The organism is Ornithinimicrobium humiphilum, from assembly GCF_006716885.1.
In the GTDB taxonomy this organism is placed as follows: domain Bacteria; phylum Actinomycetota; class Actinomycetes; order Actinomycetales; family Dermatophilaceae; genus Ornithinicoccus; species Ornithinicoccus humiphilus.
In genome coordinates this window covers 2,420,730-2,445,755 of sequence record NZ_VFPU01000001.1, presented here as the reverse complement: position 1 = coordinate 2,445,755, position 25,026 = coordinate 2,420,730, and the positions used below count along the sequence as shown (strand labels likewise).

Genomic DNA, 25,026 nt, shown 5'->3' with positions numbered 1-25,026 from the left:
GACGTGGGTGCGGCCCGACGGGCTAGGCCGTCGGCTGCCCGCCGTCGCGGCGGCGGCGGAGCAGGCCCAGCAGGTGCACCAGGCCGACCCGCCGCGCGATCCCGCGCAGCGGGGAGGCGAGGGCCGCACCGACGACGACTCCCGTGGCGACCGCGATGATCACGAGCGTCACGGCCACGACCGCCGGGAAGGCGGCGCCCGGCCCGGACTCGAGCTGGGTGACCGAGACCAGGCCGAAGGACCCCGGCACCAGCAGCCAGAAGCTGGGCAGGAAGGCCACCGACCGCGGCAGCTGGGGCCGCACGAACTCCACGACCGTGGCGACCAGGATCGCGACCATCGCCCCGAGGAAGGCGCCGGCCCACCGCTGCTCCGCCAGGCCCTGGCCGAGCAGCTGCGCGAGGTAGGTGGCGAGCGCCGTGAGCATGAGCCAGGGCACGAGCGAGAGCCGCACCGACTCCATGAGCGAGATCGCGACGATGACCAGCACCACGCCCAGCAGGGGCCCCCACCAGCCGAGCTCGTCGGGCCGCTCCGGCGCGAGCAGCTCGGCCGGGACGTCCAGCAGCGCCGCGGCGGCGGCCACGCCGAGCGCGAAGAGCAGCAGCTGCACCGTGCCGTGGGCCAGCCGGGCGGTGCCGGCCACCACCGACCCGGCCGCCACCTCGACCAGTCCGGTGACGATCGTGGCGCCCGGCAGCAGCACGGCGATCGGGGCGATGAGCGTCCACAGCGGCGCGGTGACGAGGTCGGCGCCGGCCGTCGCGAAGGCCGCCAGGGCCGCGACGAAGGCGGCGAGGAAGGGCAGCAGCGTCGAGATCGTGCGGCTGCGGCCGCCGAGGGTCATGAGCGCCACGGTGACCGGTGCGAGCGCGGCGGAGAAGGCGACCGAGGGCCAGGCCGGGGCCAGGACCATCGCGATGCCGGCACCGGAGAGCACCCCGCCCCCGACCAGGCCGGGCAGGGCGTACCGGTGGGGCTGCGCGCGCAGCCGGCCCAGCCGCTCCAGCGCGTCGTCCGCGGCGAGCCGACCCGAGCGGATCCCGGCGAGGACCGTGGAGACGTCGGCGAGCTGGTCGAGCCGGACCGGGCCCTCGACCGCCTCGACCGTGGCCGGCCCGCCCGGCGTCAGCGCGACGTGCAGCCCGCGGGGCAGGCAAGCCACCTGCGGGCGGTCGTGACCCAGGGAGCGCGCCGCGGAGGCGACGTCCTCCTCGACCTCGTGCGTCGGCATACCCCCGGCGAGCAGGCCGGCACCCAGCCAGGCGAGCAGGCGGCGGTCACGGTCGTCGGTCGGGATCGGCACGACCCCATTGTCGGGGCAGCCGTCAGCGGAGGTGCTCCTCCCACCACGCCAGGATGTGCTCGAAGCGCTGCACCCGGTGCCGCGGCTGGCCGCTGCGGGACAGCTCGTGACCCTCGCCGGGGAAGACGAGGAGGCGGCTGGGCACGCCGTTGCGGCGCAGCCGGGCGAAGAGCCGTTGTCCCTGCTCGAGCGGGCAGCGGAAGTCGCGCTCGGAGTGGATGACCATCGTGGGCGTGCGGATCGAGTCGGCCCAGGTCAGCGGCGACTGCTCCACGACGTGGTCGCCGACGTACTCGTCGCCGAAGAACCAGCCGATGTCCGAGGTGCCCGCGAAGGAGTCCCAGGCGTTGACCGCGCGCTCGCTGATCGCGGCGGTGAAGCGGTCGGTGTGCCCGACGAGCCAGGTGGTCATCAGCCCGCCGTAGCTGCCGCCCTGGACACCGACGCGCGAGGCGTCGAGGTCCTTGGCGGTGAGCGCGGCGTCGAGCAGGGCGGTGAGGTCGGCGACGTCGACGGTCCCGATGGCCTCCTTGACCGCTCTGCCGTGGGCGGCGCCGTAGCCGGACCCGCCGCGCGGGTTGCCCATCACCACGGCGTAGCCCGCGCCCGCGAGGACCTGCGCCTCGTCGAAGAGGTTGCCGGAGTACTGGGTGTAGGGACCGCCGTGGATCATGAGGACGACCGGGTGACCGGCCTTGCGGCGCGGCTTCGTGGTCGGCCGGAAGATCCAGCCGTGGACCGGGTAGCCGTCCTCGGCGGTCGTCTCGATCTCCTCGGGCTCGATCGGGGCGGCGCTGCCGGTGAGGTGGCGGGCGAAGTCGGTGGCCTGCTGCAGGCGCTCGCCCACGCGGCCCACGAAGAGCTCGCCGTAGGAGGTGCGGGTCCCGGCCACCGCGGCGACGACACCGCCGCCGACCGCGAGGTCGGTGACGCTCACGTGGCCGTCGAGGAGGACCGCGCCGGTGTCGACGTCGCGCACCACGGTGTCGCCGCGGTGCTCGACGGCCGCGACGAGGGTGCCGCCGACCCCGAGCGCCGGGGCGCAGGCCAGGTGGTCGCGCTCGGGGTCGGTCAGCGCGGTGGCGGGGTCGTCCAGGCGACGGAGCACGGCGCTGCGGGCGACGAAGTCCTGGCGGCTGGGACCGAGGTCGCCCACCCGGTAGACGACGGTGCCGTCGCCGGCCACGGCGAGCCCGCCGACCGAGCCGGTGCCGTCGGTATGACGTGTGAACGCCTTGCCGCGCAGGTCCACCGAGCAGATGTCGGAGACGAGGGTGTCGGGCCGCCAGGTGCCCCGTCCGTCACGGGAGGCGACGAAGGCGACGCGGCCCGCGTCGAGCCAGGCCGGGGAGCGGTCGTCGCCGTTGCCGGCGGTCAGCTGCGTGCTCGTCGGGAGACGCTCGGCGTCCTCGTCGTCGCCGGCGGGCAGCTCGTCGAGGTCGACGACGAAGATCTTGGCCGGCCGGTCCAGCAGGTAGCCCAACCCGTCGGCGAGGTACTGGCTGTGCTCGACGAGGCGGGGGGCCTCCTGGTCGGGGCGGATCTTCTCGTCGGTGCCGTAGCGACCGGCCTCGGGCACCCGGGCCACGTAGGCGAGGCGGCGCGAGTCGGGCGACCACGCCGGCTCGGCCACGCCGAGGGGTGCGTCGGTCAGGCGCCGCGCGTCGCCGCCGCCGGGGTCCAGGACGTGCACCTGGGGCGGGCCGTCCTCGCCCGCGCGCAGGAAGGCCAGGCGGGAGCCGTCGGGGGAGTAGACCGGCGAGGAGTCGCGGGTGCCGTGGGTGAGGCGCACGGCCGGCCCGGTGGGCGTACCGTCGGCATCGAGCGGGAGGCGCCACAGGCTGGTGCGGTAGCGGTTCTCCTCCACGTCGGGCCGCACCACGGTCACGACGACGTCGGTGCCGTCCGGGCGGACGGTGGGGGAGGAGAGGGTCCGGATCTTCGTCAGGTCGGAGGGCTGCACCCGCGCGAGCCTAGCCTCCGGTCGGAGGCACGGTCAGAGGGTGGGGACCTCGCGGGCGGCGCGTCCGGCCACGAGGGCGGCCAGCACCGTCGGCACGAGGATGCCGGTCCAGGCGAGGGGCGACGGCAGGCCCCAGCCGCCGTCGGCCGTCAGTCCGGCGACGACGACGAGCGCGACGAGGTAGGTCGCGGCGACGACGACGGTGACCCGGCGGGCCACGTCGACGGGCTCGCTGCGGCCCCGGGTCACGAGCGTGGCGGCCACGCCGGAGAGCGCCCCGAGCAGGCAGCCGAGGGCGGCCCCGACGAGCAGGCCCCCGAGCGCCGAGGCGACCAGGGTGCCGAGCAGGGCGAGAGCGCCGCCGTCGGTGCCGCCGTCGGCGGTGAGCGCCCGCACCACCCCCGCGCCGGCGCCCACCACGGAGCAGACCCCCACGCCCACGAGCAGGCACACGGGGAGGTAGCGCCAGTCGGCCTTCATCGTCGGTCCTTCTTTCGTGCGTATCCGACCCAGGCCGTGACGGGCGGCGGTCCCGGCACGCGGGACTCCTCCTGCCACTCGTCCCGGTCGATCTCGGGGAAGCGGGTGGCCCCCTCCGGGGCCAGGTCGACCTCGGTGAGGACGAGGCGGTCGGCGTGGGGGAGGGTCTGGGCGTAGATGTCGCCGCCCCCGACGACGAAGACCTCCCCGTCGCCGGCGAGCGCGAGCGCCTCGGCCAGCGAGTGGGCGACCTCCGCGCCGGGGAAGGTCAGGTCGGCACGGCGGGTCAGCACGATGGTGCGGCGACCGGGCAGCGCCCGGCCGATCGAGTCCCACGTGCCGCGGCCCATGAGCAGGGTGCCGCCCATGGTCGTCTCCCGGAAGAAGCGCAGGTCCTCCGGCAGGTGCCAGGGCATGGCGGAGCCGTCGCCGATGACGCCGTTGCGGCCGACGGCGGCCACGAGCGTCAGCGTCTGGTCGAAGCCGCGCGCCAGCAGGGTCGGGGCGGTGGTGCCACCGGCGAGCCGGGCGGCGAGCACCTCGAGCGCCTGCCGCTCGTGCGGCACGGTGTCCTCGGGCAGTGACGACAGCGGGAACCACCGCAGCCCGGCCGTCCGCCCTGCCTCCATCGCCGTGGGCTCGCCCGACCAGGCGCGGGTGGCCGTGAAGAGGTCGAGCCGCTCCTCGAGCGGGGTGTGGAGCGCGACCGTGCGGTGCAGGGTGGCGACGTGGAGCAGGTCGGCCTGGTCCACCCTGACCCCGAGCTCCTCGGCGGACTCCCGGACCGCGGCCTGCAGGGCGCTCTCGCCCCGCTCGACGTGCCCGGCGGCCCCGTGGGCCCACCGGCCGTCCAGGAAGCCGGTGCCGCGGCGCAGCTGGAGCAGCACCTCGGGTCCGTCCGTGCCGTCGCGCAGCAGCGCCACGTAGACGGCCGGGACCACCTGGAAGCGCGGCGTCATACCGCGATCGGGGCCTTGATGGAGGGCGCCGCGACGTAGTCGCGGATCTCCACGTCCTCGAGCTCGAAGGCATCGATCTCGCGGACCTCGGGGTTGAGCCAGAGCGTGGGCAGCGGGCCCGGGGTGCGGGTCAGCTGCTCGTCGGCCTGCTCGAGGTGGTTGAGGTAGAGGTGCGCGTCGCCCAGCGTGTGCACGAAGTCCTTGGCCCGCAGGTCGGTCACCTGGGCCACCATGTGCGTGAGCAGGGCGTAGCTGGCGATGTTGAAGGGCACGCCGAGGAAGGTGTCGGCGCTGCGCTGGTAGAGCTGGCAGGAGAGCCAGCCGCGCTGGTCCTCGTCGTCGGGCGCGGCCGGTGCGACGTAGAACTGGAACATCGTGTGGCACGGCGGCAGCGCCATGTCGTCGACGTCGGCGACGTTCCACGCCGAGACGATGTGTCGTCGGGAGTCGGGGGTGGACCGCAGCGACCCGATCACCTTGGCGATCTGGTCGACGTGCCCGCCGGAGGGCGTCGGCCAGGAGCGCCACTGGTAGCCGTAGACCGGCCCCAGGTCGCCCTGCTCGTCGGCCCACTCGTCCCAGATGCTGATGCCGCGCTCCTGCAGCCAGCGCACGTTGGTGTCGCCGCGCAGGAACCACAGCAGCTCGCCGATGACCGAGCGCAGGTGCAGCCGCTTGGTCGTGAGCACCGGGAAGCCCTCGGTGAGGTCGAAGCGCATCTGGTGGCCGAAGACCGACAGCGTGCCGGTGCCGGTGCGGTCGGTCTTCTCCACCCCCTCGGTCCGGATGCGCCGGAGGAGGTCGAGGTAGTGCTGCATACGGGCCAGCGTAGTGCGGGCCCGCCCGCCCCGGCCGGGCGCCACCGGAGGGTGGGGAACGACCCCGTGGTATGCCGTGTGACGCGGATCACACTACCGTGGCGTAACGTCGCGTCGACGGCACCCGATCTAACCTCCGACCGCACCGTTGCCTGGACCCCCCGAGCGGGCAGCGGTGCGGTCCTTCGCCGCCGCACGGGACCCGCAACCGCCCCGTGCGGCGGCACACCCCTCCTCGGCCCGGCGATATCCTGCCGCCATGAGTCACCCCCACCCCGAGCTCACCGCCCCCGGTCCGCTGCAGGACGGGGGCGTTCGTGTGATCCCTCTCGGCGGCCTGGGCGAGGTCGGCCGCAACATGGCGGTCGTCGAGCACCGGGGCAAGCTGCTGATCATCGACTGCGGCGTGCTCTTCCCCGAGGAGAACCACCCGGGCGTCGACCTGATCCTGCCGGACTTCGGCCCGATCGAGGACCGCCTGGACGACGTCGTCGGCGTGGTGCTGACCCACGGCCACGAGGACCACATCGGCGCGGTGCCCTACCTGCTGCGCCTCAAGCCCGACATCCCGCTGCTCGGCTCCCAGCTGACGCTCGCGCTGGTCGAGGCCAAGCTCAAGGAGCACCGCATCACCCCGCTCACCCTCGCGGTCAGGGAGGGCCAGCGCGAGGTCCTCGGCCCCTTCGACCTCGAGTTCATCGCGGTCAACCACTCCATCCCCGACGCGCTCGCCGTCTTCGTCCGCACCTCCGGCGGCACGATCCTGCACACCGGCGACTTCAAGATGGACCAGCTGCCGCTCGACGGCCGCATCACCGACCTGCGGGCGTTCGCGCGCCTGGGGGAGGAGGGCGTCGACCTGTTCATGACCGACTCGACGAACGCGCACATCCCCGGCTTCACCACCCCCGAGCGGCAGATCACCCCGGCCATCGAGCGGGTCTTCCACGAGGCGAGGCGGCGCATCATCGTCGCCTGCTTCGCCTCGCACGTGCACCGCGTCCAGCAGGTGCTCGACGCCGCGGCCGAGTCCGGTCGCAAGGTCGCCATGGTCGGGCGCTCGATGGTGCGCAACATGGGCATCGCCGTCGACCTGGGCTACCTCAAGGTGCCCGACGGCATCCTCGTCGACCTCGGCCGGCTCACCCAGCTGCCCGACGACCAGCAGGTGCTCATCTCCACCGGCTCGCAGGGCGAGCCGATGGCGGCGCTCTCGCGGATGGCCAACGGCGACCACAAGATCGACGTGGGCGAGGGCGACACGGTCCTGATGGCGTCCTCGCTCATCCCCGGCAACGAGAACGCCGTCTACCGCGTCATCAACGGCCTCACCCGCCTCGGCGCGCGCGTCGTGCACAAGGAGAACGCCCTCGTGCACGTCTCCGGCCACGCCAGCGCCGGCGAGCTGCTCTACTGCTACAACATCGTCCGCCCGCGCAACGTGCTGCCGGTCCACGGCGAGTGGCGCCACCTCGTGGCCAACGCCGAGCTGGCGGTCGCCACCGGCGTCCCGCGCGACAACGTCGTGCTCGCCGAGGACGGCGTCGTGGTCGACCTGGTCGACGGTCGGGCGCGGATCGCCGGGGCCGTGGACGTCGGCTACGTCTACGTCGACGGCTCGCTCGTGGGCGCCGCCGACGAGACGATGCTCAAGGACCGCCGCATCCTGCGCGACGAGGGCTTCGTGACGGTCATCGTCGTCCGCGACGCCTCGACAGGCACGATCGCCGCCGGACCCGAGATCCAGACCCGCGGCTTCGCCGAGGGCGAGCAGGCCTTCGAGCGGGTCCTGCCGCGCCTGGTCACCGCGCTCGAGGAGGCCCGGCAGAACGGCGTGCAGGACACCTACCAGCTGCAGCAGGTCATCCGCCGCACCGTCGGCTCGTTCGTCGGCAGCAAGCTGCGGCGCCGGCCGATGATCATCCCGATCGTCATCGACGCCTGACGGCTCAGACGGTGTCCTGCGGTCCCTCCAGGCCGCGGGGGTCGGTCGTCGGCCGGTCGCCCCGGCGACCGGAGATGCGGCGTGCCTGCTCGGCGATCTCCTCCTCGCTGGGCTCGTCGTCCCAGCGCAGCGAGGCGCCGTGGATGACGATGCCCAGGCCCCACGCGGCGGCCGGCCACACCGGCCAGAAGTCCCCTCCGCCGGAGAGCAGCCAGATGACGACGAGGAAGCCGATGACCGCGGCGTAGACGGTCAGGTGGATCTGGAACCCCTTGCGGTCCTCGAGCTGCTTCAGCGCCCGGGCCCGGATCTCGGGGTCGGCCGCGGGGTCGGGCGGGGCGGCCGGCGGCTGCCACGACGGCAGCGGCGGGTGCGGGACGTCCTCGTCGCCCGGACGGGCGGGTGGTTCGGTCATGAGTCCAAGCCCCCTCTGCTCGGGTATGCCGTCAGGCTAGCGCGGTGCTCGCGCGCGGCGACGGATCCGTCCGGGTCCCGCGTGTGACGCGTGATGCAGGAGGGGAAGTGGCGTACCGTGCCACCGTGGCCAAGTCTGCGACCCCGTCCAAGCGCGCCCCCGCCCGTGGCAGCGGCTCGCGCGGCACGTCCGCGCGTCCGGCCGGTCGGTCCGGCGGCACCAAGGCCGCACCCCGGTCGGGGTCGGACGGGCCCTCGCTGCCCGGTCGCGCGGTCCGCGGCATCGCCGGGGTGACCGGCGGCACCGTCCGCGCCATGACCGACACCGCCCGCGACCTCGAGCCGGAGCACCGCCGCGACGGCGCCGGCTTCCTGCTCCTGGCGCTCGCCTTCGTCGTCGCCCTGCGCGAGTGGTGGGGCCTCGACGGCGTCGTCGGGGCAGCGATCCACACGGTGGTCGCCGGCACCTTCGGCCGGGTGGCCCTCGTGCTGCCGATCGTGCTGCTCTTCTTCGCCGTGCGCCTGTTCCGCCGGCCCGACGACACCGCGGCCACGCACCGCATGACCATCGGCATGACGGCGCTCCTGCTGTCCGCCTCCGGCATCACGCACCTGGCCACCGGCGCCCCCGACTACGGCCTGGGCCAGGCAGCGATGCAGTCCTCCGGCGGGGTGCTCGGCTTCATCGTCTCCTCGATCCCGGCCTCGGCCATCACGGCCGTCGGCGCCTACATCGTGCTGGCGCTGCTGGGGGTCTTCGGCTTCCTCGTGCTCACCCGCACGCCGGTCCACCGCATCCCCGACCGGCTGCGCGAGGTCGAGCAGCAGCTCTTCGACTCCGCCCGTTTCGACGAGGTCGACCCCGTCACCGGCGAGGTGCGGCCGCGGCGCCGTCGTCGCGGCGCCGACCTCGACGAGCGTGCCGGCGACGTCGCCTTCGAGCAGGCCGCCGAGGTCGAGCGTGCCCGCGAGGCCCGTTCGCTGCGCGCGGCCGCCCGCGCCCGCAAGAACGCCGCCGTCGACCCCGACGCCACCGGCGAGGTCCCGGCGCCGGGCCGCCGCGAGCCCGCCAAGGACGCCGCGCCAGCCGCCGGGGAGGCGACCGAGGAGATCCCGGCGCTGCGACCCGGCCAGAAGCGCCCCCAGCCGCAGAGCGCCGTCGACAAGGTCAGGGCCAAGGCCCAGCTCGAGCCGCCGCCCACCACCCAGCTGCCGCAGCGGGTGGAGCAGCTGCAGCTGGCCGGCGACGTGACCTACACGCTGCCCGACTCCTCGCTGCTCAAGCCCGGCGCCCCGCACAAGGAGCGCTCGGCCGCCAACGACCGCGTCGTCGACGCCCTCACCGGGGTCCTCGAGGACTTCAACATCGACGCCCAGGTCACCGGCTTCATGCGCGGTCCGACGGTCACCCGCTACGAGGTCGAGCTCGGCCCGGGCGTCAAGGTCGAGCGCATCACGGCGCTGTCCAAGAACATCGCCTACGCCGTCGCGTCGGCGGACGTGCGCATCCTCTCGCCCATCCCCGGCAAGTCGGCCGTCGGCGTGGAGATCCCCAACACCGACCGCGAGAACGTCAACCTCGGCGACGTGCTGCGCAGCCAGGCGGCGCGCAACAACACCCACCCCCTGGTCATGGGCGTCGGCAAGGACGTCGAGGGCGGCTACGTCATCGCCAACCTGGCCAAGATGCCGCACCTGCTCGTCGCCGGCGCCACCGGCTCGGGCAAGTCGAGCTTCGTCAACTCGATGATCACCTCGATCCTCATGCGGTCCACGCCCGACGAGGTCCGGATGATCCTCGTCGACCCCAAGCGGGTGGAGCTGACGGCCTACGAGGGCATCCCGCACCTCATCACGCCGATCATCACCAACCCCAAGAAGGCCGCCGAAGCCCTCGCCTGGGTCGTCAAGGAGATGGACCAGCGCTACGACGACCTCTCCGCCTTCGGCTACAAGCACGTCGACGACTTCAACAAGGCGATCCGCGCCGGCAAGGTCAAGCCGCTGCCCGGCTCGGAGCGGGTGCTCCAGCCCTATCCCTACCTGCTCGTCGTCGTCGACGAGCTCGCCGACCTCATGATGGTGGCCCCGCGCGACGTCGAGGAGTCGGTCGTGCGCATCACCCAGCTCGCCCGGGCCGCGGGCATCCACCTGGTGCTGGCGACCCAGCGCCCGTCGGTGGACGTGGTCACCGGCCTCATCAAGGCCAACGTACCCTCCCGTATGGCGTTCGCCACCTCCTCGCTCGCCGACAGCCGGGTGGTCCTGGACCAGCCCGGTGCGGAGAAGCTCATCGGGCAGGGCGACGCGCTCTTCCTGCCCATGGGCGCCTCCAAGCCGATGCGCGTGCAGGGCGCGTGGGTCTCCGAGTCGGAGATCCACGACGTCGTCGCGCACGTCACCGGCCAGCTCAAGCCGACCTACGTCGAGGAGGTCACCGCCGCCCCGGCCAAGAAGCAGATCGACGAGGACATCGGCGACGACCTCGACCTGCTGCTGCAGGCGGCCGAGCAGGTCATCACGACTCAGTTCGGCTCGACCTCGATGCTCCAGCGCAAGCTGCGCGTCGGCTTCGCCAAGGCTGGCCGTCTCATGGACCTCATGGAGTCGCGCGGCATCGTCGGGCCCTCCGAGGGCTCCAAGGCGCGTGACGTGCTGGTCAAGCCCGACGACCTCGAGGAGACGCTCGCGCTGCTCCAGGGTCACGAGCCGCCCGCCCATCCCGAGCCGGAGACGGTCTCCGAGCCCTTCGACCCCGGCCCGGCCGTCGTCGTCCCGGGGGAGGAGGACGACGAGGAGGTGTCCTTCGGGCGCAACACGCGCTACGACGGCGACCCGGTCTCGGGCACCTACGTCGAGGACGAGGACGACGAGGAGTCCGAGGACGCCTGGGCGCTGACCGGGCGCGACTGAGGGGCCTGGTGCGCTACAGCCAGCCGAGCCGGTAGGCGAGGGCCGCCACCACCGCCACCACGGCCAGGGCCAGCAGCACGGTGCGCAGCACCGGCCCGAGGGGCAGCAGCGAGGCAACCGCCAGGCCCGTGCCGATGCTCCCCAACGAGACGACGTTGCGCATCCGCCCCGCCACCGCGTGGGGGTCGCCGGGCAGGTAGCCCCGTGCCCAGGACTCCACCACGAGGGCGAGCGCGAGCAGCGCGACGACGGCCGACAGGGCGGGTCTCAGCACGTCGGGCACCTCAGGACGGCGGGCATGGGCCTCAGGGTAGCGAGCGGAGGTGCTCGTCGATGAGGTCCGCGATCGCCTGCTGCCCGCGCGCGGTCGGGTGGTAGGACTCCGGCGGCCGGGCCCGGTGGTCGCCCCAGAACCCGAAGGTGAGGATCCAGGGGTCGTCACTGCCGACCCCGTGACCGGCGAACGCCTCGGTCGGGTCCACGAACGTGAAGCCGTGGTGCTCCGCCGCCTCGCGCAACCGGGCGTTGAGCTCGACGCCGCGCTCGTTCATCCAGTCGGCCTCCTCGCCCGAGAAGACGATGCCGTCGTAGTCGGGGTCGAAGACGAGCGGGTAGCCGACGACGACCACGTGCGCGTTGTCGCCGGTGCGGGCCCGGATGTCGGCGTAGACCTCGCCGAGGTTGCCGCCCCCGGGCTCGGTGCCGAACACCCGCAGCAGGTTCTGCTCCCAGCGGCTGCTCGTCGGGTCGTCGGGGTCCTGCGGGTCCATCCAGTGACCGACGCAGTCGTCCACGGAGCCCCCGCCGACAGGGGCGCACGACATGAGGACGTCGGCGAACTGCATGTCGTTGCCACCCATCGAGACGACCACCAGCGAGGTGTTCTCGTCGAGGGCGTCGCGCTGGGCCGACTCGTCGTTGCCCTGGGTCTCCTCCCAGTAGTCGCGGGTGCGGGCGCCGGAGCAGGAGGCGAAGGTCGAGCTCGAGCCTCCGAACCAGTCGCCGCTGACCTGGTGGAAGGCCGCGTTGCCGGACCGGTGGCACATGTTCTTGGGCGGGGGAGTCCGTCCCCACAGGTCGTCCCACCAGGAGTTCTCGCCCGTCTGGTCGGTGGTGGGGTCGTAGTCCTTGGCGCCCTCGCCGGACCCGTAGCTGTCGCCGAGGAAGACCAGACCGCCGCTCGTGACCTCGGCCCGGGTCCACCGGCGGTCCACGTAGGGGTCGCCGGTGGCGCCGACGTCGTCGGCGAGGTCGGCGGGTGACTGCAGCAGGTCCGGGCAGGAGCCTCCCGGGAGCTTGGTCGTGACGGCGCAGACGGCCTGCTGCCCGGCGGCGACGACCGAGGAGGCCGTCCCCGGGGCCAGCAGGGTCAGACCGGTGACGACGAGCGCGCCCACGACCGTGATGCCGAGGTAGTCCAGGGCCGCCGCCCCGCGTTCCCGCGCCCGGGCCCAGCCCGACCCCACGGTCCTGACCGTGTCCTCGCCCCCCGGCGCCGTCATCGGCCTAGTCCTCCGAGCCCGTCCCCGGCAGGGACGCGAGGATCACCTCGGGCCCCGCCCGGCCGAGCAGGTCGACGTGCGACATCCAGTGCCAGCCACCGTCGACGGGGGAGAGCGCGACGTGCCGCACCATCCCGGTCTCCTCGGTCGTCTCGGACCACACCGCCCACCCGTCGGGGGCGCCGGGGACCTGCGTGACCGTGACGTCGAGCTCGCCCGCCCCGAGCGCGGTCTCGCTGCCGTCCTCGGCGACGCCGTAGCCCGGGCACGAGGCGACGGCCTCGAGCGCCGCGGCGGCGGCCTGCCGCCCGCGGTCGTCGGCGAAGAGGTGCACCTCGGACTCGAGGTACTCCGCGTCGAGGTAGGCCCAGCGGCGCTGCACGGCGTCGACCGGCTGCTGCGGGTCGAGCTGCACGCCGCAGACCTCGGTCCGGTAGTGGGGCCCGTCGGGCGGGGCCGCGGACCAGTCCGGCGGCAGCTCCAGCACCTCGGGCACCAGGCCCAGGGCCGTCCCGTCACCGCCGGGCATCTGCCCGGGCTCGCCGGCGTCCACCGGCGAGGTCGTGGTCGGATCCGCCGCGGAGGGGGACCTCCCGCCCGACGCCGCCGTCCCCTCGGCGGCGTCGGGCAGGGCCCCGGGGACCGGTGTCCCGTCCGGACCCGGGGCTGGGGGCGACGTCGTCCCGCACGCACCCACGACCACCGCGACGCCGACCAGGCCGAACCACCGAAGGGCCGTGCTCGCCACCGTCGCCGCGATCTCCATGCGGCAACCCTTCCCCAGCGGGGCGCCGAAGTCGTGGGCCCCCGGCACCCTTTGCCGGGCCCCTCCCTGGGCCCGCGGGTGGGTCCGGGGGCCTCCGGTCGGGCCCTAGACTCGACCCCATGTCCACCCGCTCCGTCGCCGTCGTCACCCTCGGGTGCACCCGTAACGAGGTCGACTCGGAGGAGCTCGCCGGGCGGCTCGCCGCCGAGGGGTGGACGCTCGTCGACGACGCCTCCGAGGCGGACGTCGCGGTGGTCAACACCTGCGGCTTCGTCGAGCAGGCCAAGAAGGACTCCATCGACGCGCTGCTCGAGGCCTCCGACCTCAAGCGCTCCGGCCGCACCCAGAAGGTCGTGGCCGTCGGCTGCCTCGCCGAGCGTTACGGCGAGCAGCTCGCCGCCGAGCTCCCGGAGGCCGACGCGGTCCTGGGCTTCGACTCCTACGCCGACATGTCGACCCACCTGCGCGGCATCCTGGCGGGCGAGCGTCCGGCCTCCCACGCCCCGCGCGACCGCCGGCGCCTGCTCCCGCTCGCCCCCGCCGCACGGCATACCGCGGCCGTGACGGTGGCCCTGCCCGGCCACCAGCAGGGCGCCCCCGAGCCGGGCGTCGCCCTCGCCGACGTCGCGCCCGCCAGCGGCCCACGGGTCGTGCGCGCGCGCCTCGACGGCCGACCGTGGGCGCCCCTGAAGATCGCCTCCGGCTGCGACCGTCGCTGCGCCTTCTGCGCGATCCCGATGTTCCGCGGCGCGTTCGTCTCGCGCCGGCCGGAGGAGATCCTGGCCGAGGCGACCTGGTTGGGGGAGCGCGGCGTGCGCGAGGTCTTCCTCGTCAGCGAGAACACCACCTCCTACGGCAAGGACCTCGGCGACCTGCGGCTCGTGGACCGGCTGCTGCCCGAGCTCGTCGCCGTGCCGGGCGTCGATCGGGTGCGCGTGTCCTACCTGCAGCCGGCCGAGGTGCGTCCCGACCTGCTCGACGCGATGGCCTCGACCCCCGGCGTCGCGCCCTACTTCGACATCTCCTTCCAGCACGCCAGCGGCCCGCTGCTGCGCCGGATGCGCCGCTTCGGCGACCGCACCGCCTTCCTCGACCTGCTCGACCAGGTGCGCTCGCGGGTGCCCGAGGCGGGCATCCGGACCAACGTCATCGTCGGCTTCCCCGGCGAGACCGAGGAGGACCTCGCCGAGCTGACCGCCTTCCTGGAGGAGGCGCGCCTGGACGTCGTGGGCGTCTTCGGCTACTCCGACGAGGACGGCACCGAGGCCGAGGGCTACGAGGGCAAGCTGGACCCGGCGGTCGTCGCCGAGCGGGTCGCCGAGGTGACCGCCCTCGTCGAGGAGCTGACCGCCCAGCGCGCCGAGGAACGCATCGGCAGCGTGGTCGAGGTGCTCGTCGAGGGCACCGACGACGACCTCGACGGCCCGCGCCTGCTCGGCCGCGCCGGGCAGCAGGGGCCGGACGTCGACGGGGTCACCTACCTCGAGGACGAGGACGGGGGTATGCCGTCGTGCCGGGTCGGGGAGATCGTCCGGGCCCGCGTCGTGGCGACCGAGGGCGTCGACCTCGTGGCCGTGCCGCTGACCGGGGCTGCGGATAGGGTCCAGCTGTGATCGGACCTCACGACCCCGACGGACCCGACATCGCCACCGCCCCTGTCGCGCCCCAGGCCTCGCCCTGGAACGTCCCCAACGCCCTCACCGTCCTGCGCATCCTGCTGGTGCCGCTCTTCGGCTGGCTGCTCCTCTCGCACGGCGGCGAGGAGACGGCCTGGCGCTGGTGGGCGACCGTCGTCTTCGTGGTGGCGACCGCGACGGACTGGGTGGACGGCTACCTGGCGCGCCGCGACGGGCTGATCACCGACTTCGGCAAGCTCATGGACCCGATCGCCGACAAGGCGCTCATGGGCATGGCGCTCATCGGCCTCTCCCTGCTCGACGCGCTGCCGTGGTGGGTGACCGTCGTCATCCTCGTGCGCGAGATCGGCATCACGCTGATGCGCTTCGTGGTGATCCGCCGCGGGGTCATCCCCGCCAGCCGGGGCGGCAAGCTCAAGACCGTGCTGCAGGCCGTCGGCCTCACCCTGATGATCGCGCCGCTCGGCGGCGTGCTGGGCACGCTCGGCCTGTGGATCATGTACGCCGCCCTCGTCGTGACGGTGCTCACCGGCATCGACTACGTCGTCTCGGCCGTGCGGGGCGGCACGGCCCGCGGCACGAGGTCGTGACCGCGGCCGTGCCCGGCACCGGCTCGCAGGACGTCCTGGTCCTGGCCGAGCAGGTCGTCGCGGCGCTCGTCGCCGGCGGCCGCAGCGTGGCCACGGCCGAGTCGCTCACCGGCGGGCTCGTGGCGGCCGCGCTGACCGAGGTGCCCGGTGCCAGCGCCGTGGTGCGCGGGGGCGTCGTCTCCTACGCGACCGAGGTCAAGCGCGACGTGCTGGGCGTGCCGCAGGAGCTGCTCGAGCGGCACGGCACGGTCTCCGACGAGTGCGCCGCGGCGATGGCCGAGGGCGTGCGGCGGGTGCTGGGCGCCGACTGGGGGGTCGCGACGACCGGCGTCGCCGGGCCGTCCGCCGTGGAGGGTCGCCCCGTCGGCACCGTGCACGTGGCGGTGGCCGGGGAACACGGGACCACCTGCGCGGCGTTGCACCTCCACGGGACCCGGACCGAGGTCCGCCGGGGGAGCGTCGCGGGAGCGCTGTCCCTCCTGCGGGACTCCGTCCTCACCGCTGACGGTGGGGGACGGTACGGTAGAGATGACGGATCGGACCGGGAGACCGGCCGAGACACCGGCCACGACGGCGGTTAGCCTGTCGTCATCACGACGAGAGACGAAGGAGGGACAAGGATGGTGCTGCTGCGACGAGAGCTCGGCGACGTGCTCCGCGAGAAGCGTCAGGGCCAGGGCCGCACGCTGCGCGAGGTCAGCGCCCAGGCCTCCTGCTCCCTCGGCTACCTCTCCGAGGTGGAGCGCGGCGAGAAGGAAGCCTCCTCCGAGCTCCTCGCCTCCATCTGCAAGGCGCTCGACGTCCCGCTGTCGGAGATGCTCTCCGACGTGGCCGACCGCGTCAGCCTCGCCGAGGCCGCCTCGGCCCAGATGACCACGGTCCTCACCGAGGGCCTGGCCACCCCGATCAGCCGCGGCGAGGTGCCGCGGCGCACCGGGCGCCGCACGGTCGTCTCCGCCGCCTGACCCGGCCTGCCGGCTCCGACCCGACGGTCGGCGCCCCGCAGCTCAGGCGTAGCGCGCCCGCCCGTGCCCGAGCGGCGTCTGCCGCGACCCGTCGTCGGTCGGTGCCCGGCCGCCCTGGCAGGTGGGGCAGTAGAACATCACCCGCTCCTGCGGCTGCCGTCCGATGGTCGCCAGCCGCACCGTCGTGCCGCACCGCTTGCACGGCAGCCCGACCCGACCGTGCACCCAGGCGTCGTCGGCGTTGACGTCGGCCCGTCCGGTCACGGTCGTCCGCCCCGTGCGGCAGCTGAGCACCAGCACCCGCCGCGCCGTGTCGAGCACCTCGGCGACCCGGTCCGCGCCGACCTCGCCGACCGGCGTCCACGGGTTGATCCGGTGCACGAAGAGCGGCTCGGCCGTGAAGATCGTGCCCATCCCCGCGACGTTGCGCTGGTCCAGCAGCGCCTCGGTGACGGTGCGGGCGGGATCGGCCAGCACGTTGGACAGCGCCAGGGCCCCGTCGTAGCCCGGGTCGAGCAGGTCCGGGCCCAGGTGCCCCACGACGCGGTGCTCCTCGGCGGTCCGCACCAGGTCGAGCATCCCGAGGCTGTCACCGACCGCGACGCGCTCGGACGTCCAGACCATCGCCCGCACCGTGTGCCGGGCCGCGAAGGTGTGCCGCCGGGCCACCGGGTGCACCCGCCACGATCCCTCCATCCGCAGGTGGCTGTGCAGCGTCAGGTCGCCCTCCATCCGGTGCAGCAGGTGCTTGCCGCGGGGGACGACCTCCAGGGTGCGGCGACCCGCCAGGTCGGCCGTCGCCAGGGACGGCACCCGCAGGTCGCTGCCCTCGAGCACCTGCCCCGCGAGCGCCCGGTGCAGCCGGCGCGCGGTGCGCCATACCGCGTCGCCCTCAGGCACCGGGCTCCCGCCCCAGGGAGTGGTACTCGGCGTTGGGGAGCATCGCGATCGCCGTCGACACCCGGTTGGTCATGTTGAACATCCCGACGACCTGGACCGCCTCGAGGATCTGGTGGTCGTCCAGCCCCACGGCGCGCAGCGCGTCGAGGTCCTCCGGCGTCACCTCGGCGGGGGTGAGCGTGAGCTTCTCGGCGTAGGCGGCCAGGGCCGCCTCGCGCTCCGGCAGCCCGGCCTGCCGCCAGTTGACGGCGACCAGGTCGGCGGTGACCGGGTCGCCGGTGGCGACGCGCAGCGCGGCGCCGTGGGAGACGGCGCAGTAGGTGCAGCGGTTGAGCCCGCTGACCACGACGGCGAGCAACTCGCGCTCGGCGTTGGTCAGGTGGCCCTCCTTGTTGACCAGCAGGTTGAAGTAGGCCCACCACGCCTGGAACTGCTCGCCGTTGTAGGCCTGGGCGACGAAGACGTTCGGGACGAAGCCGAGCACCTCGCGCGACTTGTCCCACAACCGCCGCACGCCCTCGGGCACCTCGTCCCGGGTGGGGAGGGGCAGGGCGGAGATGCGGGGGTCGGCCTCGTCGCTCATGCGCTCAGGGTAGGTCAGCGGGCGCCGCCGTGACGGGGGCCGCGTCGGGCGCGGGGGAGCGGCGCGGCAGCCCGGTGAGGAGCAGGCCGACCACCACGACCACGACCCCGAGGGCGGTGAGGGTGGAGAGCCGCTCGGAGAGCACGACGACGCCCAGCACGGTCGCGGTCACCGGCTCGCCCAGGGTCAGGGTGCTCACGGTGCGGGCGGACAGCCCCGAGAGGGCGTGCTGGAAGAGGAGGTAGGCCACGGCGGTGGTCATCACGCCCAGCCAGAGCACCATGGCGGCGCCGCGCACGGTGAGGGCCCAGGCCGGCGGGTGGAGGAGCAGCACGGGCAGGAGCACCAGCGCCCCGGTGGCGAAGAAGCCCGCCATGACCCGGACGCCGTCGGCACCGCGGAGCAGGAGGGACCGGGCCGCGACGGTGTAGCCGGCGTAGGAGACCCCGGCGCCGACCGCCGCCGCGACCCCGAGGAGGTCGACCGAGGTCGTGGACGACCCGGATCCCATGACGAGGAGCACGACGCCGACCACGGCCACCGCGGTGGCCCCGGTCCACACCGGGTCGGGGCGCTCGCCGAGGAGCATCGCGAGCAGCCCCGTGGCCAGCGGGGCCACGCCGAGCGCCACGACGGTGCCCACGGCCACGCCGGTGCGGGAGACGCCGAGGAAGAAGCAGGCCTGGTAGGAGGCGACGCACAGGCCGCCGACGAGCACGAGCGTCCAGGTGGGCAGGCGCCCTGCGCGGATCGGACGAACCGCACGGCGGGACCGGCCGACCACCGCCAGGGCGAGCACCGAGGCCCCGACCGCGATGCGCAGGGCGCCCACCGAGGCGGGGTCGGTGCCGTCGGGACCGAGGGCCTGGGCGGTCCCGGTGGTGCCGAAGAGGGCGGCCGCGAGCAGGGCCGCGAGCAGGGCGCTGAGGGCCCCGGGACGCACGTTCACGGGGTCATTCGACCACGGGGGCTCACGGCTCCTCGAGCAGGGTCTCCTCGGTGTTGGGGAAGAGGGCCCGGTAGGTCGCGCCGGCGATCGCGGCGCCGGCGAGCGGGGCCACGACGAACAGCCAGACCTGCCCGAGCGCCTCACCGCCGGCGAACCAGGCCACGCCCAGGGAGCGCGCCGGGTTGACCGAGGTGTTGGTGACCGGGATCGAGACCAGGTGGATGAGCGTCAGGCTCAGACCGATCGCCAGCGGGGCGAAGCCGGCCGGGGCGCGGGTGTCGGTCGAGCCGAGGATCACGTAGAGGAAGACCGCGGTGAGCACGACCTCGATCACGAGGGCGGCGAGCAGCCCGTAGCCGTCGGGCGAACGGTCGCCGTAGCCGTTGGTGGCGAAGCCCGAGGCGACCGGGTCGAAGCCGTCCTTGCCGGAGGCCACCACGAAGAGCACGAGGCCGGCGACCGAGGCCCCGACGACCTGGGTCACCATGTAGGGCAGCACCGACCGGGTGTCGATGCGCCCGGCCAGCAGGGCGCCGAGGGTGACGGCGGGGTTGAAGTGGCCGCCGGAGATGTGCCCGACGGCATAGGCCATGACGGTGACCGTCAGGCCGAAGGCGAGAGCGACCCCGAGGAAGCCGATGCCCATGTTGACGGTGCCCTCGCTGATCACCTTGGCGGCGAAGATGGCGCTGCCGGCGCCGCCGAGGACGAGGACGAAGGTGCCGAGGAACTCGGCGGCGAGGCGGGAACGCAGTGGTGAGGTGGGCATGGCGGTCTCCTTCGGGAGGTCGGTCGGGCCGACGATGCGCTCAAGATAGCGCCCGGTTGCCCTACGGTGGGCGCATGGGCGCAGGACGCGCGGAACCGGAGGACCACGGCCCGTTCTTCCATGGCACGAGGGCCGAGCTGTCGGTGGGCGACCTGCTCGTGCCCGGCCACGCCTCGAACTTCGGCGATCGGACGGCCAACCACGTCTACCTCACCGCGACCCTCGACGCCGCCGTGTGGGGCGCCGAGCTCGCCCACGGGGACGGTCCCGGCCGCGTCTACGAGGTGGAGCCCACCGGTCCGGTCGAGGACGACCCCAACCTGACGGACACGCGCTTCGAGGGCAACCCCACGCGCTCCTACCGGACCCAGGACCCGGTGCGCGTCGTCCGCGAGGTGGCCGACTGGGAGCCGCACCCGCCGGAGGTCCTGCAGAACATGCTCGACCACCTCGCAGAGCTGCGGCGCAAGGGCCTGGACGCCGTCGACGACTGAGCCGGGCGCAGCGGTCCTCCTCGTCTCAGCGCCGCAGCCGCAGCCCCGCGGGAGCGGTGTGGAAGCCGGCGGCCACCATCGCGGTGGCGAGCGGGTGCTCGGAGGAGAGCGCACCGGCGCCGTCGATCTTGGCCACGGTCAGCCCGGCCAGGGCCCCGGAGCGCACCGCGCCGACGAGCGTGGCCGCCACCGTCTCCCAGACCGGACCGGGCTCGACGTGGTCGGGCAGCGAGAAGGTCAGCGCCGAGCGTCCGCCGCGCTCGAGGTAGAGCGCGAGGTCGCCGTCGACGAGCACGACCATCGCCCCGGCCTTGCGTCCGGGACGGTGCGCGGTGGCGGTCTCCTCGCCCTCGCCCCGCTCCGGCCACGGCACCGCGGCGCCGTAGGGGTTGGCCGGGTCGGTCGCGGCGAGGAGCACGACGTCGGGCTGGCGGCCCGGGTCGTCGCGCTCGCCGTCGAGGGCGCGGAGCCGGTCGATGGCTCCGGCGGAACCGAACTGCGCGGCGCCCAGGCCCTCGACCACGTAGCCGCGGCGCACCCGGCCGGCCTCCTCGGCCCCGGCGAGCACGCGGTAGACGCCGGCATAGCCGCCGGGGATGCCCTCCGCGACCACCGAGCCGCGTGTCAGCACGCCGTAGCGGTCCAGCAGCTGCTCGGCGGTGGCGAGCGCCCGGACCGTGCCCGCCGGCTCCGGGGAGGGCAGCAGCGACCAGCGTCCGACGCCCGACGGCGGGCCCGAGCGGGTGGGCATCGAGGGGCGGGAGGAGCGGGCGGACAGCGCGACCGAGGAGCGTGACCACCGCCCGGAGGCGCGGGGCGCCCGGCGGGAGCGGTGGGCGGTGCGCCCGGAGCCCAGCAGGGCACGGACGGGGGCGAAGGTGTCTGCGCTGACGTGGCCGGCCCAGACGAGATCCCACAGCGTGGTGATCAGGGCCTGGTCGTCGGTCGAGCCGACGGCGTCCGCCAGCGCCCGGAAGAAGTAGGCACCGCCGGGCACCCGCTCCAGCAGCTCCAGGACGGCCCGGGCGGTCTCCGACCCCACGGGCTCGGGCTCCAGGAGCGTCAGCGGGGCCGTCTCGGCCAGGTGCAGCGACACCCAGCCGTCGTCGCCGGGCAGGCTGCCGTGCCCCTGCCAGAGCACCTCCCCGGTGGTCATCAGCTCGTCGAGGAGGGCGGGGGAGTAGTCGCGCACCCGGGCCGGCAGGACGAGCGACTCCACCGCCGAGGCGGGCAGGCGGGCACCCGCCAGCTGCTCGACGGCACGGAGCACGCCGTCGACGCCCGACCCCGTGCCGGCACGGCCACCGACGGAGGCCAGCCCGGTGGCGGACTGCCAACGCGGCAGGAAGCGGGCGTAGGTCGCCCGGGTGACCGGCTCGACCTCCTGGCGCAGGGCCGCCAGAGAACGGCGGCGCAGCAGCCGCAGCACCTCGGCGTCGCAGAGGTCCTCGGTGCCGGTGCCGTGCGGGACGAGGGCGCCCTCGACCAGCCGTCCCGAGGACACCAGGCGACGGGCCGCGTCGCGCACGACGGCGCTGCCCAGCCCGAGGCGCGCGGAGAGGTCCTCGAGAGGGAAGGGCGTGTGGGTGCGGGCGTAGCGCAGGACCAGGTCGCCCAGCGGGTCCTCGACCGCCTCGAGGTAGGCGGCGGGCACCCCGACGGGGATGGCGGTGCCGAGCGCGTCCCGCAGCCGGGCGGCGTCCTGGGCGTCCGCCCACCGCTGCTGACCGGCGATCCGGACCTCGAGGACGCGGCGGGCCCCCGCGAGCTCGGCGAGCCAGCCGGGCACCTCCTCGCGGACCTCCTCGCGGGTGCGCTCGCGGATCTCGTCGGTGGTCAGCGGTCCGAGCACCCGCAGCAGGTCGACGACGTCCTGGCTGTCGCGGGCGGCCCGCTCGGGGACCAGTCGCTGCAGCTCGGCGTGCGTGCGGGCGACCACCTCCGGGTCGAGGAGGTCGCGCAGCGAGGTGCCCTCGCCCCGGCCGAGCAGCTCGGCCAGGAGGGCGGGGTCCAGGGACAGGGCCGCCGCCCGGCGCTCGGCCAGCGGGGAGTCCCCCTCGTAGAGGAACTGGGCGATGTAGCCCATGAGCAGCGACCGGGCGAAGGGCGACGGGGTCGCGCTGGCCACCGAGATGACGCGGATCTCGCGGCTGGCGATGCCGCGCATGAGCTCGACGAGCGCGGAGACGTCGAAGACGTCCTGGACGCACTCGCGCACCGCCTCGAGGACGATCGGGAAGGTCGGGTAGCGGGCCGCCACCTCGAGCAGCTGGGCGGAGCGCTGCCGCTGCTGCCAGAGAGGCTGGCGGCGGCCGGGGTTGCGGCGGGGCAGCAGGAGGGCCCGGGCCGCGCACTCGCGGAAGCGGGAGGCGAAGAGGGCCGACCCACCGATCTCGGCGGTGACGAGGTCGGCGACCTCGTCGGGGTCGAGGGTGAGCAGGTCGGCGATCTCGGCGTCGAGCCGGGCCGCCTCGCCGGCGTCGTCGACCCGGCGACCTGCCTCGTCCCAGCCGCCCAGGTCGGGCAGCCGGAGCACGATGCCGTCGTCGGCGGCCATCGCCTGCACGTCGGTGCCGTAGCGCTCGCGCATCCGGGCGGCCAGGCACAACGCCCACGGCCCGTGGACCGGACGGCCCCAGGGGGAGTGGACGACGACGCGCCAGTCGCCGACCTCGTCGCGGAAGCGCTCGACGACCACCGTGCGGTCGTCGGGCAGCACCGAGGTCGCCTCGCGCTGCTCGGCGACGTAGGTGACGAGGTTGTCGGCCGCCCACGGGTCCAGACCGCGCTCCGCGAGCGAGGCCAGGGCCGCCTCGCGCGGCAGGCCGGCGAGCTCGCGGACGAAGGCGCCGACCGCCGCGCCGAGCTCGGCCGGTCGTCCCTGGGACTCGCCCTTCCAGAAGGGCAGTCGCCCGATCTGGCCGGGGGCGGGCGTGACGAGCACCTGGTCGTGGGTGATGTCCTCGATCCGCCAGCTGGTGGTGCCCAGCGTGAAGACGTCGCCCACCCGGGACTCGTAGACCATCTCCTCGTCAAGCTCGCCCACCCGCCGGCCGGGCCCGTCGCCGGTGGCGAGCATCACGGCATACAGGCCGCGGTCGGGGATGGTGCCGCCGGAGGTGACCGCCAGCAGCTGCGCCCCGCGGCGGGCGGTGAGCCGGTCGGTGACGCGGTCCCACTCGATGCGCGGGCGCAGGTCGGCGAAGTCCTCGCCGGGATAGCGCCCGGCGAGCATGTCGAGCACGGCCTCGAGGAGGGGCCGGGGCAGCGAGGCGAAGGAGGCCGAGCGCCGGACCAGCTCGAAGAGCTCGGGCACCGCCCACTCGTCCATCGCGACCATCGCGACGATCTGCTGGGCGAGCACGTCGAGCGGGTTGGCGGGCACCCGCAGCTGCTCGATGAGGCCGGCCCGCATGCGGTCCACCACGACCGCGGTCTGGACGAGATCGGCCCGGTGCGTGGGGAAGAAGACGCCCTCGCTCACGGCGCCGACCTGATGACCGGCCCGGCCGACGCGCTGCAGGCCGGAGGCGACGCTGGGCGGGCTGGCGACCTGCACGACGAGGTCGACCGCGCCCATGTCGATGCCGAGCTCGAGGCTGCTGGTCGCGACGACGGCGGGCAGCCGGCCGGTCTTGAGGGCGTCCTCGATGACCGCCCGCTGCTCCTTGCTCACGGACCCGTGGTGGGCGCGGGCGAGGACGGGAGGAGCGGCGCCCCCGGCGCCGGCCTGGCCCATGACCTGGGCGGGCGGCCGGGCGGGGCGCGCCGGGCGGGCGTCCTCCTCGGTGCCGGCCCCGGCGGACCCCTCCGTGCCGGCGGCCTCGGCGAGGCGCTCGGCCCGCTCCTCCCAGGCGTCGTTGAGCCGCGTGGTGAAGCGCTCGGCGACCCGGCGGGAGTTGGTGAAGACGAGGGTCGAGGTGTGATGCTCGATGAGCTCGCCCACCCGACGCTCGACGTGCGGCCAGATGGAGGCCCGCTCCTCGGGGTCGTCGGCCGGCTGCCAGACGTCGCCGGCGTCCCCGTCGAGGTCGGGCAGCACCGGGCCCGCGCCGACCGGGCCGGTCCCGTCGGCCGGGTGGTCGTCGTCGAGGGCGCCGTCCGGCCCTGTCTGGTCCGGCTCGTCCAGGTCGCCGGCCCCGCCCGTGCTCCCGCCGCGGGCCCACTCGTCGACGCGCTCGGCGAGGTCGTCCGCCGTCGCTCGGGAGGCGGGCGGCCCGCCGGGGCGTGCGGGCTCCGTCGCGCCCGGATCGCTCATGTCGGGGACGGGCACGACGACCTGCAGGTCCCAGCGCTTCGTCGACGGCGGCTGCACCGTCGTCACCGGGCGCCCGCCGGCGAGGTAGCGCGCGACCTCCTCGACGGGGCGCACCGTCGCGGACAGCCCGATCCGCTGCGCGGGGCGCTCGAGCAGGGCGTCGAGCCGGTCCAGGGTGACCGCGAGGTGCGCACCGCGCTTGGTGCCGGCGACGGCGTGCACCTCGTCGACGATGACCGACTCCACACCGGTGAGCGCGCTGCGGGCCTGCGAGGTGAGCAGCAGGAAGAGCGACTCCGGCGTGGTGATGAGGATCTCCGCGCCCTCCTTGGCGAAGGCCCGCCGCTCCGCGGCCGGGGTGTCGCCCGAGCGGACCGCCACGGACACGCTCGGGGAGGGCAGGCCGAGCCGCGTCGCGGCGTGCCCGATGCCCACGAGGGGGGAGCGCAGGTTGCGCTCGACGTCGACGGCGAGCGCCTTGAGCGGGGAGACGTAGAGGACGCGGCAGCGTCCGCGGGGTCCGCCGTCGACGTTCGTGGGGGCCGCGGCCGCGCCGGAGGTGACGTCGCCCGTCCCGGCGACGATCCGGTCGATCGCCCAGAGGAAGGCCGAGAGGGTCTTGCCGGAGCCGGTCGGGGCGACGACGAGGGTGTGCTCGCCCCGGCTGATGGCGCTCCAGGCCCCCGCCTGGGCGGCGGTGGGCCCGGGGAAGGACGCCTCGAACCACGCCCGGGTCGCGGGCGAGAAGCGGTCGAGGACCGTGGAGGGCTCTGCTGTCGGGCCGGTCACGCGTTCACTGTGCCAGCCCGCACCGA

21 protein-coding genes are annotated in these 25,026 nt (G+C 74.6%); 7 read left to right on the top strand and 14 right to left on the bottom strand.

Annotation, left to right across the window (positions count from 1 at the left end; genetic code table 11):
* Positions 1 to 22: 22 nt before the first annotated feature.
* The 5 genes from FB476_RS11510 to FB476_RS11490 are packed head-to-tail and all read right to left on the bottom strand — an operon-like array spanning position 23 to position 5,526.
* Entirely contained in the window at positions 23 to 1,306 is a 1,284-nt protein-coding gene (locus tag FB476_RS11510) for a threonine/serine exporter family protein (protein ID WP_141818913.1), read from the bottom strand.
* A 22-nt stretch (positions 1,307 to 1,328) separates the two neighbouring features.
* Complete coding sequence (locus tag FB476_RS11505; RefSeq protein WP_141818911.1) at positions 1,329 to 3,269, bottom strand: S9 family peptidase; 1,941 nt, start codon at positions 3,267 to 3,269, stop codon at positions 1,329 to 1,331.
* A 33-nt stretch (positions 3,270 to 3,302) separates the two neighbouring features.
* Positions 3,303 to 3,749: a hypothetical protein gene (locus FB476_RS11500; RefSeq protein ID WP_141818909.1), complete on the bottom strand. Its 447-nt coding sequence runs from the start codon at positions 3,747 to 3,749 to the stop codon at positions 3,303 to 3,305.
* Positions 3,746 to 4,708, bottom strand: coding sequence for a dihydrofolate reductase (locus tag FB476_RS11495; RefSeq protein ID WP_141818907.1), 963 nt, complete (start codon positions 4,706 to 4,708; stop codon positions 3,746 to 3,748). The genes FB476_RS11500 and FB476_RS11495 overlap by 4 nt, the downstream gene beginning before the upstream one ends.
* Positions 4,705 to 5,526, bottom strand: a complete 822-nt coding sequence (locus tag FB476_RS11490; protein WP_141818905.1) for a thymidylate synthase — start codon at positions 5,524 to 5,526, stop codon at positions 4,705 to 4,707. The genes FB476_RS11495 and FB476_RS11490 overlap by 4 nt, the downstream gene beginning before the upstream one ends.
* Before the next feature lie 259 nt (positions 5,527 to 5,785).
* On the opposite strand from FB476_RS11490, the gene FB476_RS11485 reads away from it, so the two are divergent.
* Positions 5,786 to 7,471: a ribonuclease J gene (locus tag FB476_RS11485; protein ID WP_141818903.1), complete on the top strand. Its 1,686-nt coding sequence runs from the start codon at positions 5,786 to 5,788 to the stop codon at positions 7,469 to 7,471.
* A 4-nt stretch (positions 7,472 to 7,475) separates the two neighbouring features.
* Here the strand turns inward: FB476_RS11485 and FB476_RS11480 are convergent, their stop codons facing one another.
* The gene (locus FB476_RS11480; protein WP_141818901.1) at positions 7,476 to 7,886 is read right to left on the bottom strand and encodes a 2TM domain-containing protein; all 411 of its coding nucleotides are present in this window, start codon (positions 7,884 to 7,886) and stop codon (positions 7,476 to 7,478) included.
* Between the two features lie 314 nt (positions 7,887 to 8,200).
* Here FB476_RS11480 and FB476_RS11475 point away from each other — a divergent pair, with 314 nt between their 5' ends.
* Positions 8,201 to 10,798 carry an FtsK/SpoIIIE family DNA translocase gene (locus FB476_RS11475; protein WP_141820231.1) on the top strand — a complete coding sequence of 866 codons (2,598 nt, stop codon included), beginning with the start codon at positions 8,201 to 8,203 and terminating at the stop codon, positions 10,796 to 10,798.
* A 13-nt stretch (positions 10,799 to 10,811) separates the two neighbouring features.
* Here FB476_RS11475 and FB476_RS11470 read toward each other — a convergent pair whose 3' ends face one another.
* From FB476_RS11470 to FB476_RS11460, 3 genes are read right to left on the bottom strand one after another with little or no spacing between them, the layout of a single operon-like run.
* Positions 10,812 to 11,072 carry a hypothetical protein gene (locus FB476_RS11470; protein WP_141818899.1) on the bottom strand — a complete coding sequence of 87 codons (261 nt, stop codon included), beginning with the start codon at positions 11,070 to 11,072 and terminating at the stop codon, positions 10,812 to 10,814.
* Between the two features lie 31 nt (positions 11,073 to 11,103).
* The gene (locus FB476_RS11465) at positions 11,104 to 12,300 is read right to left on the bottom strand and encodes an SGNH/GDSL hydrolase family protein (RefSeq protein WP_141818897.1); all 1,197 of its coding nucleotides are present in this window, start codon (positions 12,298 to 12,300) and stop codon (positions 11,104 to 11,106) included.
* A 4-nt stretch (positions 12,301 to 12,304) separates the two neighbouring features.
* Positions 12,305 to 13,066, bottom strand: a complete 762-nt coding sequence (locus FB476_RS11460) for a hypothetical protein (protein ID WP_141818895.1) — start codon at positions 13,064 to 13,066, stop codon at positions 12,305 to 12,307.
* Positions 13,067 to 13,185: 119 nt separating this feature from the next.
* Between FB476_RS11460 and rimO the strand changes: the two genes are divergently transcribed.
* The 4 genes from rimO to FB476_RS11440 are packed head-to-tail and all read left to right on the top strand — an operon-like array spanning position 13,186 to position 16,258.
* Positions 13,186 to 14,679, top strand: coding sequence for a 30S ribosomal protein S12 methylthiotransferase RimO (gene rimO, locus FB476_RS11455; RefSeq protein WP_141818893.1), 1,494 nt, complete (start codon positions 13,186 to 13,188; stop codon positions 14,677 to 14,679).
* Complete coding sequence (gene pgsA, locus FB476_RS11450) at positions 14,676 to 15,293, top strand: CDP-diacylglycerol--glycerol-3-phosphate 3-phosphatidyltransferase (RefSeq protein WP_202876968.1); 618 nt, start codon at positions 14,676 to 14,678, stop codon at positions 15,291 to 15,293. The genes rimO and pgsA overlap by 4 nt, the downstream gene beginning before the upstream one ends.
* On the top strand, positions 15,290 to 15,874 hold the full coding sequence (locus FB476_RS11445) for a CinA family protein (protein ID WP_337678353.1): 585 nt from the start codon (positions 15,290 to 15,292) through the stop codon (positions 15,872 to 15,874). Before pgsA ends, FB476_RS11445 begins: the two co-directional genes overlap by 4 nt.
* A 39-nt stretch (positions 15,875 to 15,913) precedes the next feature.
* Positions 15,914 to 16,258, top strand: a complete 345-nt coding sequence (locus tag FB476_RS11440; protein WP_141818891.1) for a helix-turn-helix domain-containing protein — start codon at positions 15,914 to 15,916, stop codon at positions 16,256 to 16,258.
* Positions 16,259 to 16,300: 42 nt separating this feature from the next.
* On the opposite strand, the gene FB476_RS11435 is transcribed toward FB476_RS11440, so the two are convergent.
* The 4 genes from FB476_RS11435 to aqpZ are packed head-to-tail and all read right to left on the bottom strand — an operon-like array spanning position 16,301 to position 19,459.
* Positions 16,301 to 17,158, bottom strand: coding sequence for an Fpg/Nei family DNA glycosylase (locus FB476_RS11435; RefSeq protein WP_141818889.1), 858 nt, complete (start codon positions 17,156 to 17,158; stop codon positions 16,301 to 16,303).
* Complete coding sequence (locus tag FB476_RS11430) at positions 17,151 to 17,741, bottom strand: peroxidase-related enzyme (protein ID WP_141818887.1); 591 nt, start codon at positions 17,739 to 17,741, stop codon at positions 17,151 to 17,153. Before FB476_RS11430 ends, FB476_RS11435 begins: the two co-directional genes overlap by 8 nt.
* 4 nt (positions 17,742 to 17,745) lie before the next feature.
* Positions 17,746 to 18,690, bottom strand: a complete 945-nt coding sequence (locus tag FB476_RS11425) for a DMT family transporter (RefSeq protein WP_238329679.1) — start codon at positions 18,688 to 18,690, stop codon at positions 17,746 to 17,748.
* Between the two features lie 22 nt (positions 18,691 to 18,712).
* Positions 18,713 to 19,459, bottom strand: coding sequence for an aquaporin Z (aqpZ, locus tag FB476_RS11420; RefSeq protein WP_141818885.1), 747 nt, complete (start codon positions 19,457 to 19,459; stop codon positions 18,713 to 18,715).
* 74 nt (positions 19,460 to 19,533) lie between these two features.
* On the opposite strand from aqpZ, the gene arr reads away from it, so the two are divergent.
* Complete coding sequence (arr, locus tag FB476_RS11415; RefSeq protein ID WP_141818883.1) at positions 19,534 to 19,953, top strand: NAD(+)--rifampin ADP-ribosyltransferase; 420 nt, start codon at positions 19,534 to 19,536, stop codon at positions 19,951 to 19,953.
* A gap of 25 nt (positions 19,954 to 19,978) precedes the next feature.
* Here arr and FB476_RS11410 read toward each other — a convergent pair whose 3' ends face one another.
* On the bottom strand, positions 19,979 to 25,000 hold the full coding sequence (locus FB476_RS11410; protein ID WP_141818881.1) for an Lhr family ATP-dependent helicase: 5,022 nt from the start codon (positions 24,998 to 25,000) through the stop codon (positions 19,979 to 19,981).
* Positions 25,001 to 25,026 lie beyond the last annotated feature (26 nt).

Coding starts and splice junctions, on each gene's coding strand:
- FB476_RS11500 (WP_141818909.1), bottom strand. CDS start 3,749: ATGAAGGCCGACTGGCGCTACCTCCCCGTGTGCCTGCTCGTGGGCGTG.
- FB476_RS11495 (WP_141818907.1), bottom strand. CDS start 4,708: ATGACGCCGCGCTTCCAGGTGGTCCCGGCCGTCTACGTGGCGCTGCTG.
- FB476_RS11490 (WP_141818905.1), bottom strand. CDS start 5,526: ATGCAGCACTACCTCGACCTCCTCCGGCGCATCCGGACCGAGGGGGTG.
- FB476_RS11485 (WP_141818903.1), top strand. CDS start 5,786: ATGAGTCACCCCCACCCCGAGCTCACCGCCCCCGGTCCGCTGCAGGAC.
- FB476_RS11480 (WP_141818901.1), bottom strand. CDS start 7,886: ATGACCGAACCACCCGCCCGTCCGGGCGACGAGGACGTCCCGCACCCG.
- FB476_RS11475 (WP_141820231.1), top strand. CDS start 8,201: ATGACCGACACCGCCCGCGACCTCGAGCCGGAGCACCGCCGCGACGGC.
- FB476_RS11465 (WP_141818897.1), bottom strand. CDS start 12,300: ATGACGGCGCCGGGGGGCGAGGACACGGTCAGGACCGTGGGGTCGGGC.
- FB476_RS11460 (WP_141818895.1), bottom strand. CDS start 13,066: ATGGAGATCGCGGCGACGGTGGCGAGCACGGCCCTTCGGTGGTTCGGC.
- rimO (WP_141818893.1), top strand. CDS start 13,186: ATGTCCACCCGCTCCGTCGCCGTCGTCACCCTCGGGTGCACCCGTAAC.
- FB476_RS11440 (WP_141818891.1), top strand. CDS start 15,914: ATGGTGCTGCTGCGACGAGAGCTCGGCGACGTGCTCCGCGAGAAGCGT.
- FB476_RS11430 (WP_141818887.1), bottom strand. CDS start 17,741: ATGAGCGACGAGGCCGACCCCCGCATCTCCGCCCTGCCCCTCCCCACC.
- aqpZ (WP_141818885.1), bottom strand. CDS start 19,459: ATGCCCACCTCACCACTGCGTTCCCGCCTCGCCGCCGAGTTCCTCGGC.
- arr (WP_141818883.1), top strand. CDS start 19,534: ATGGGCGCAGGACGCGCGGAACCGGAGGACCACGGCCCGTTCTTCCAT.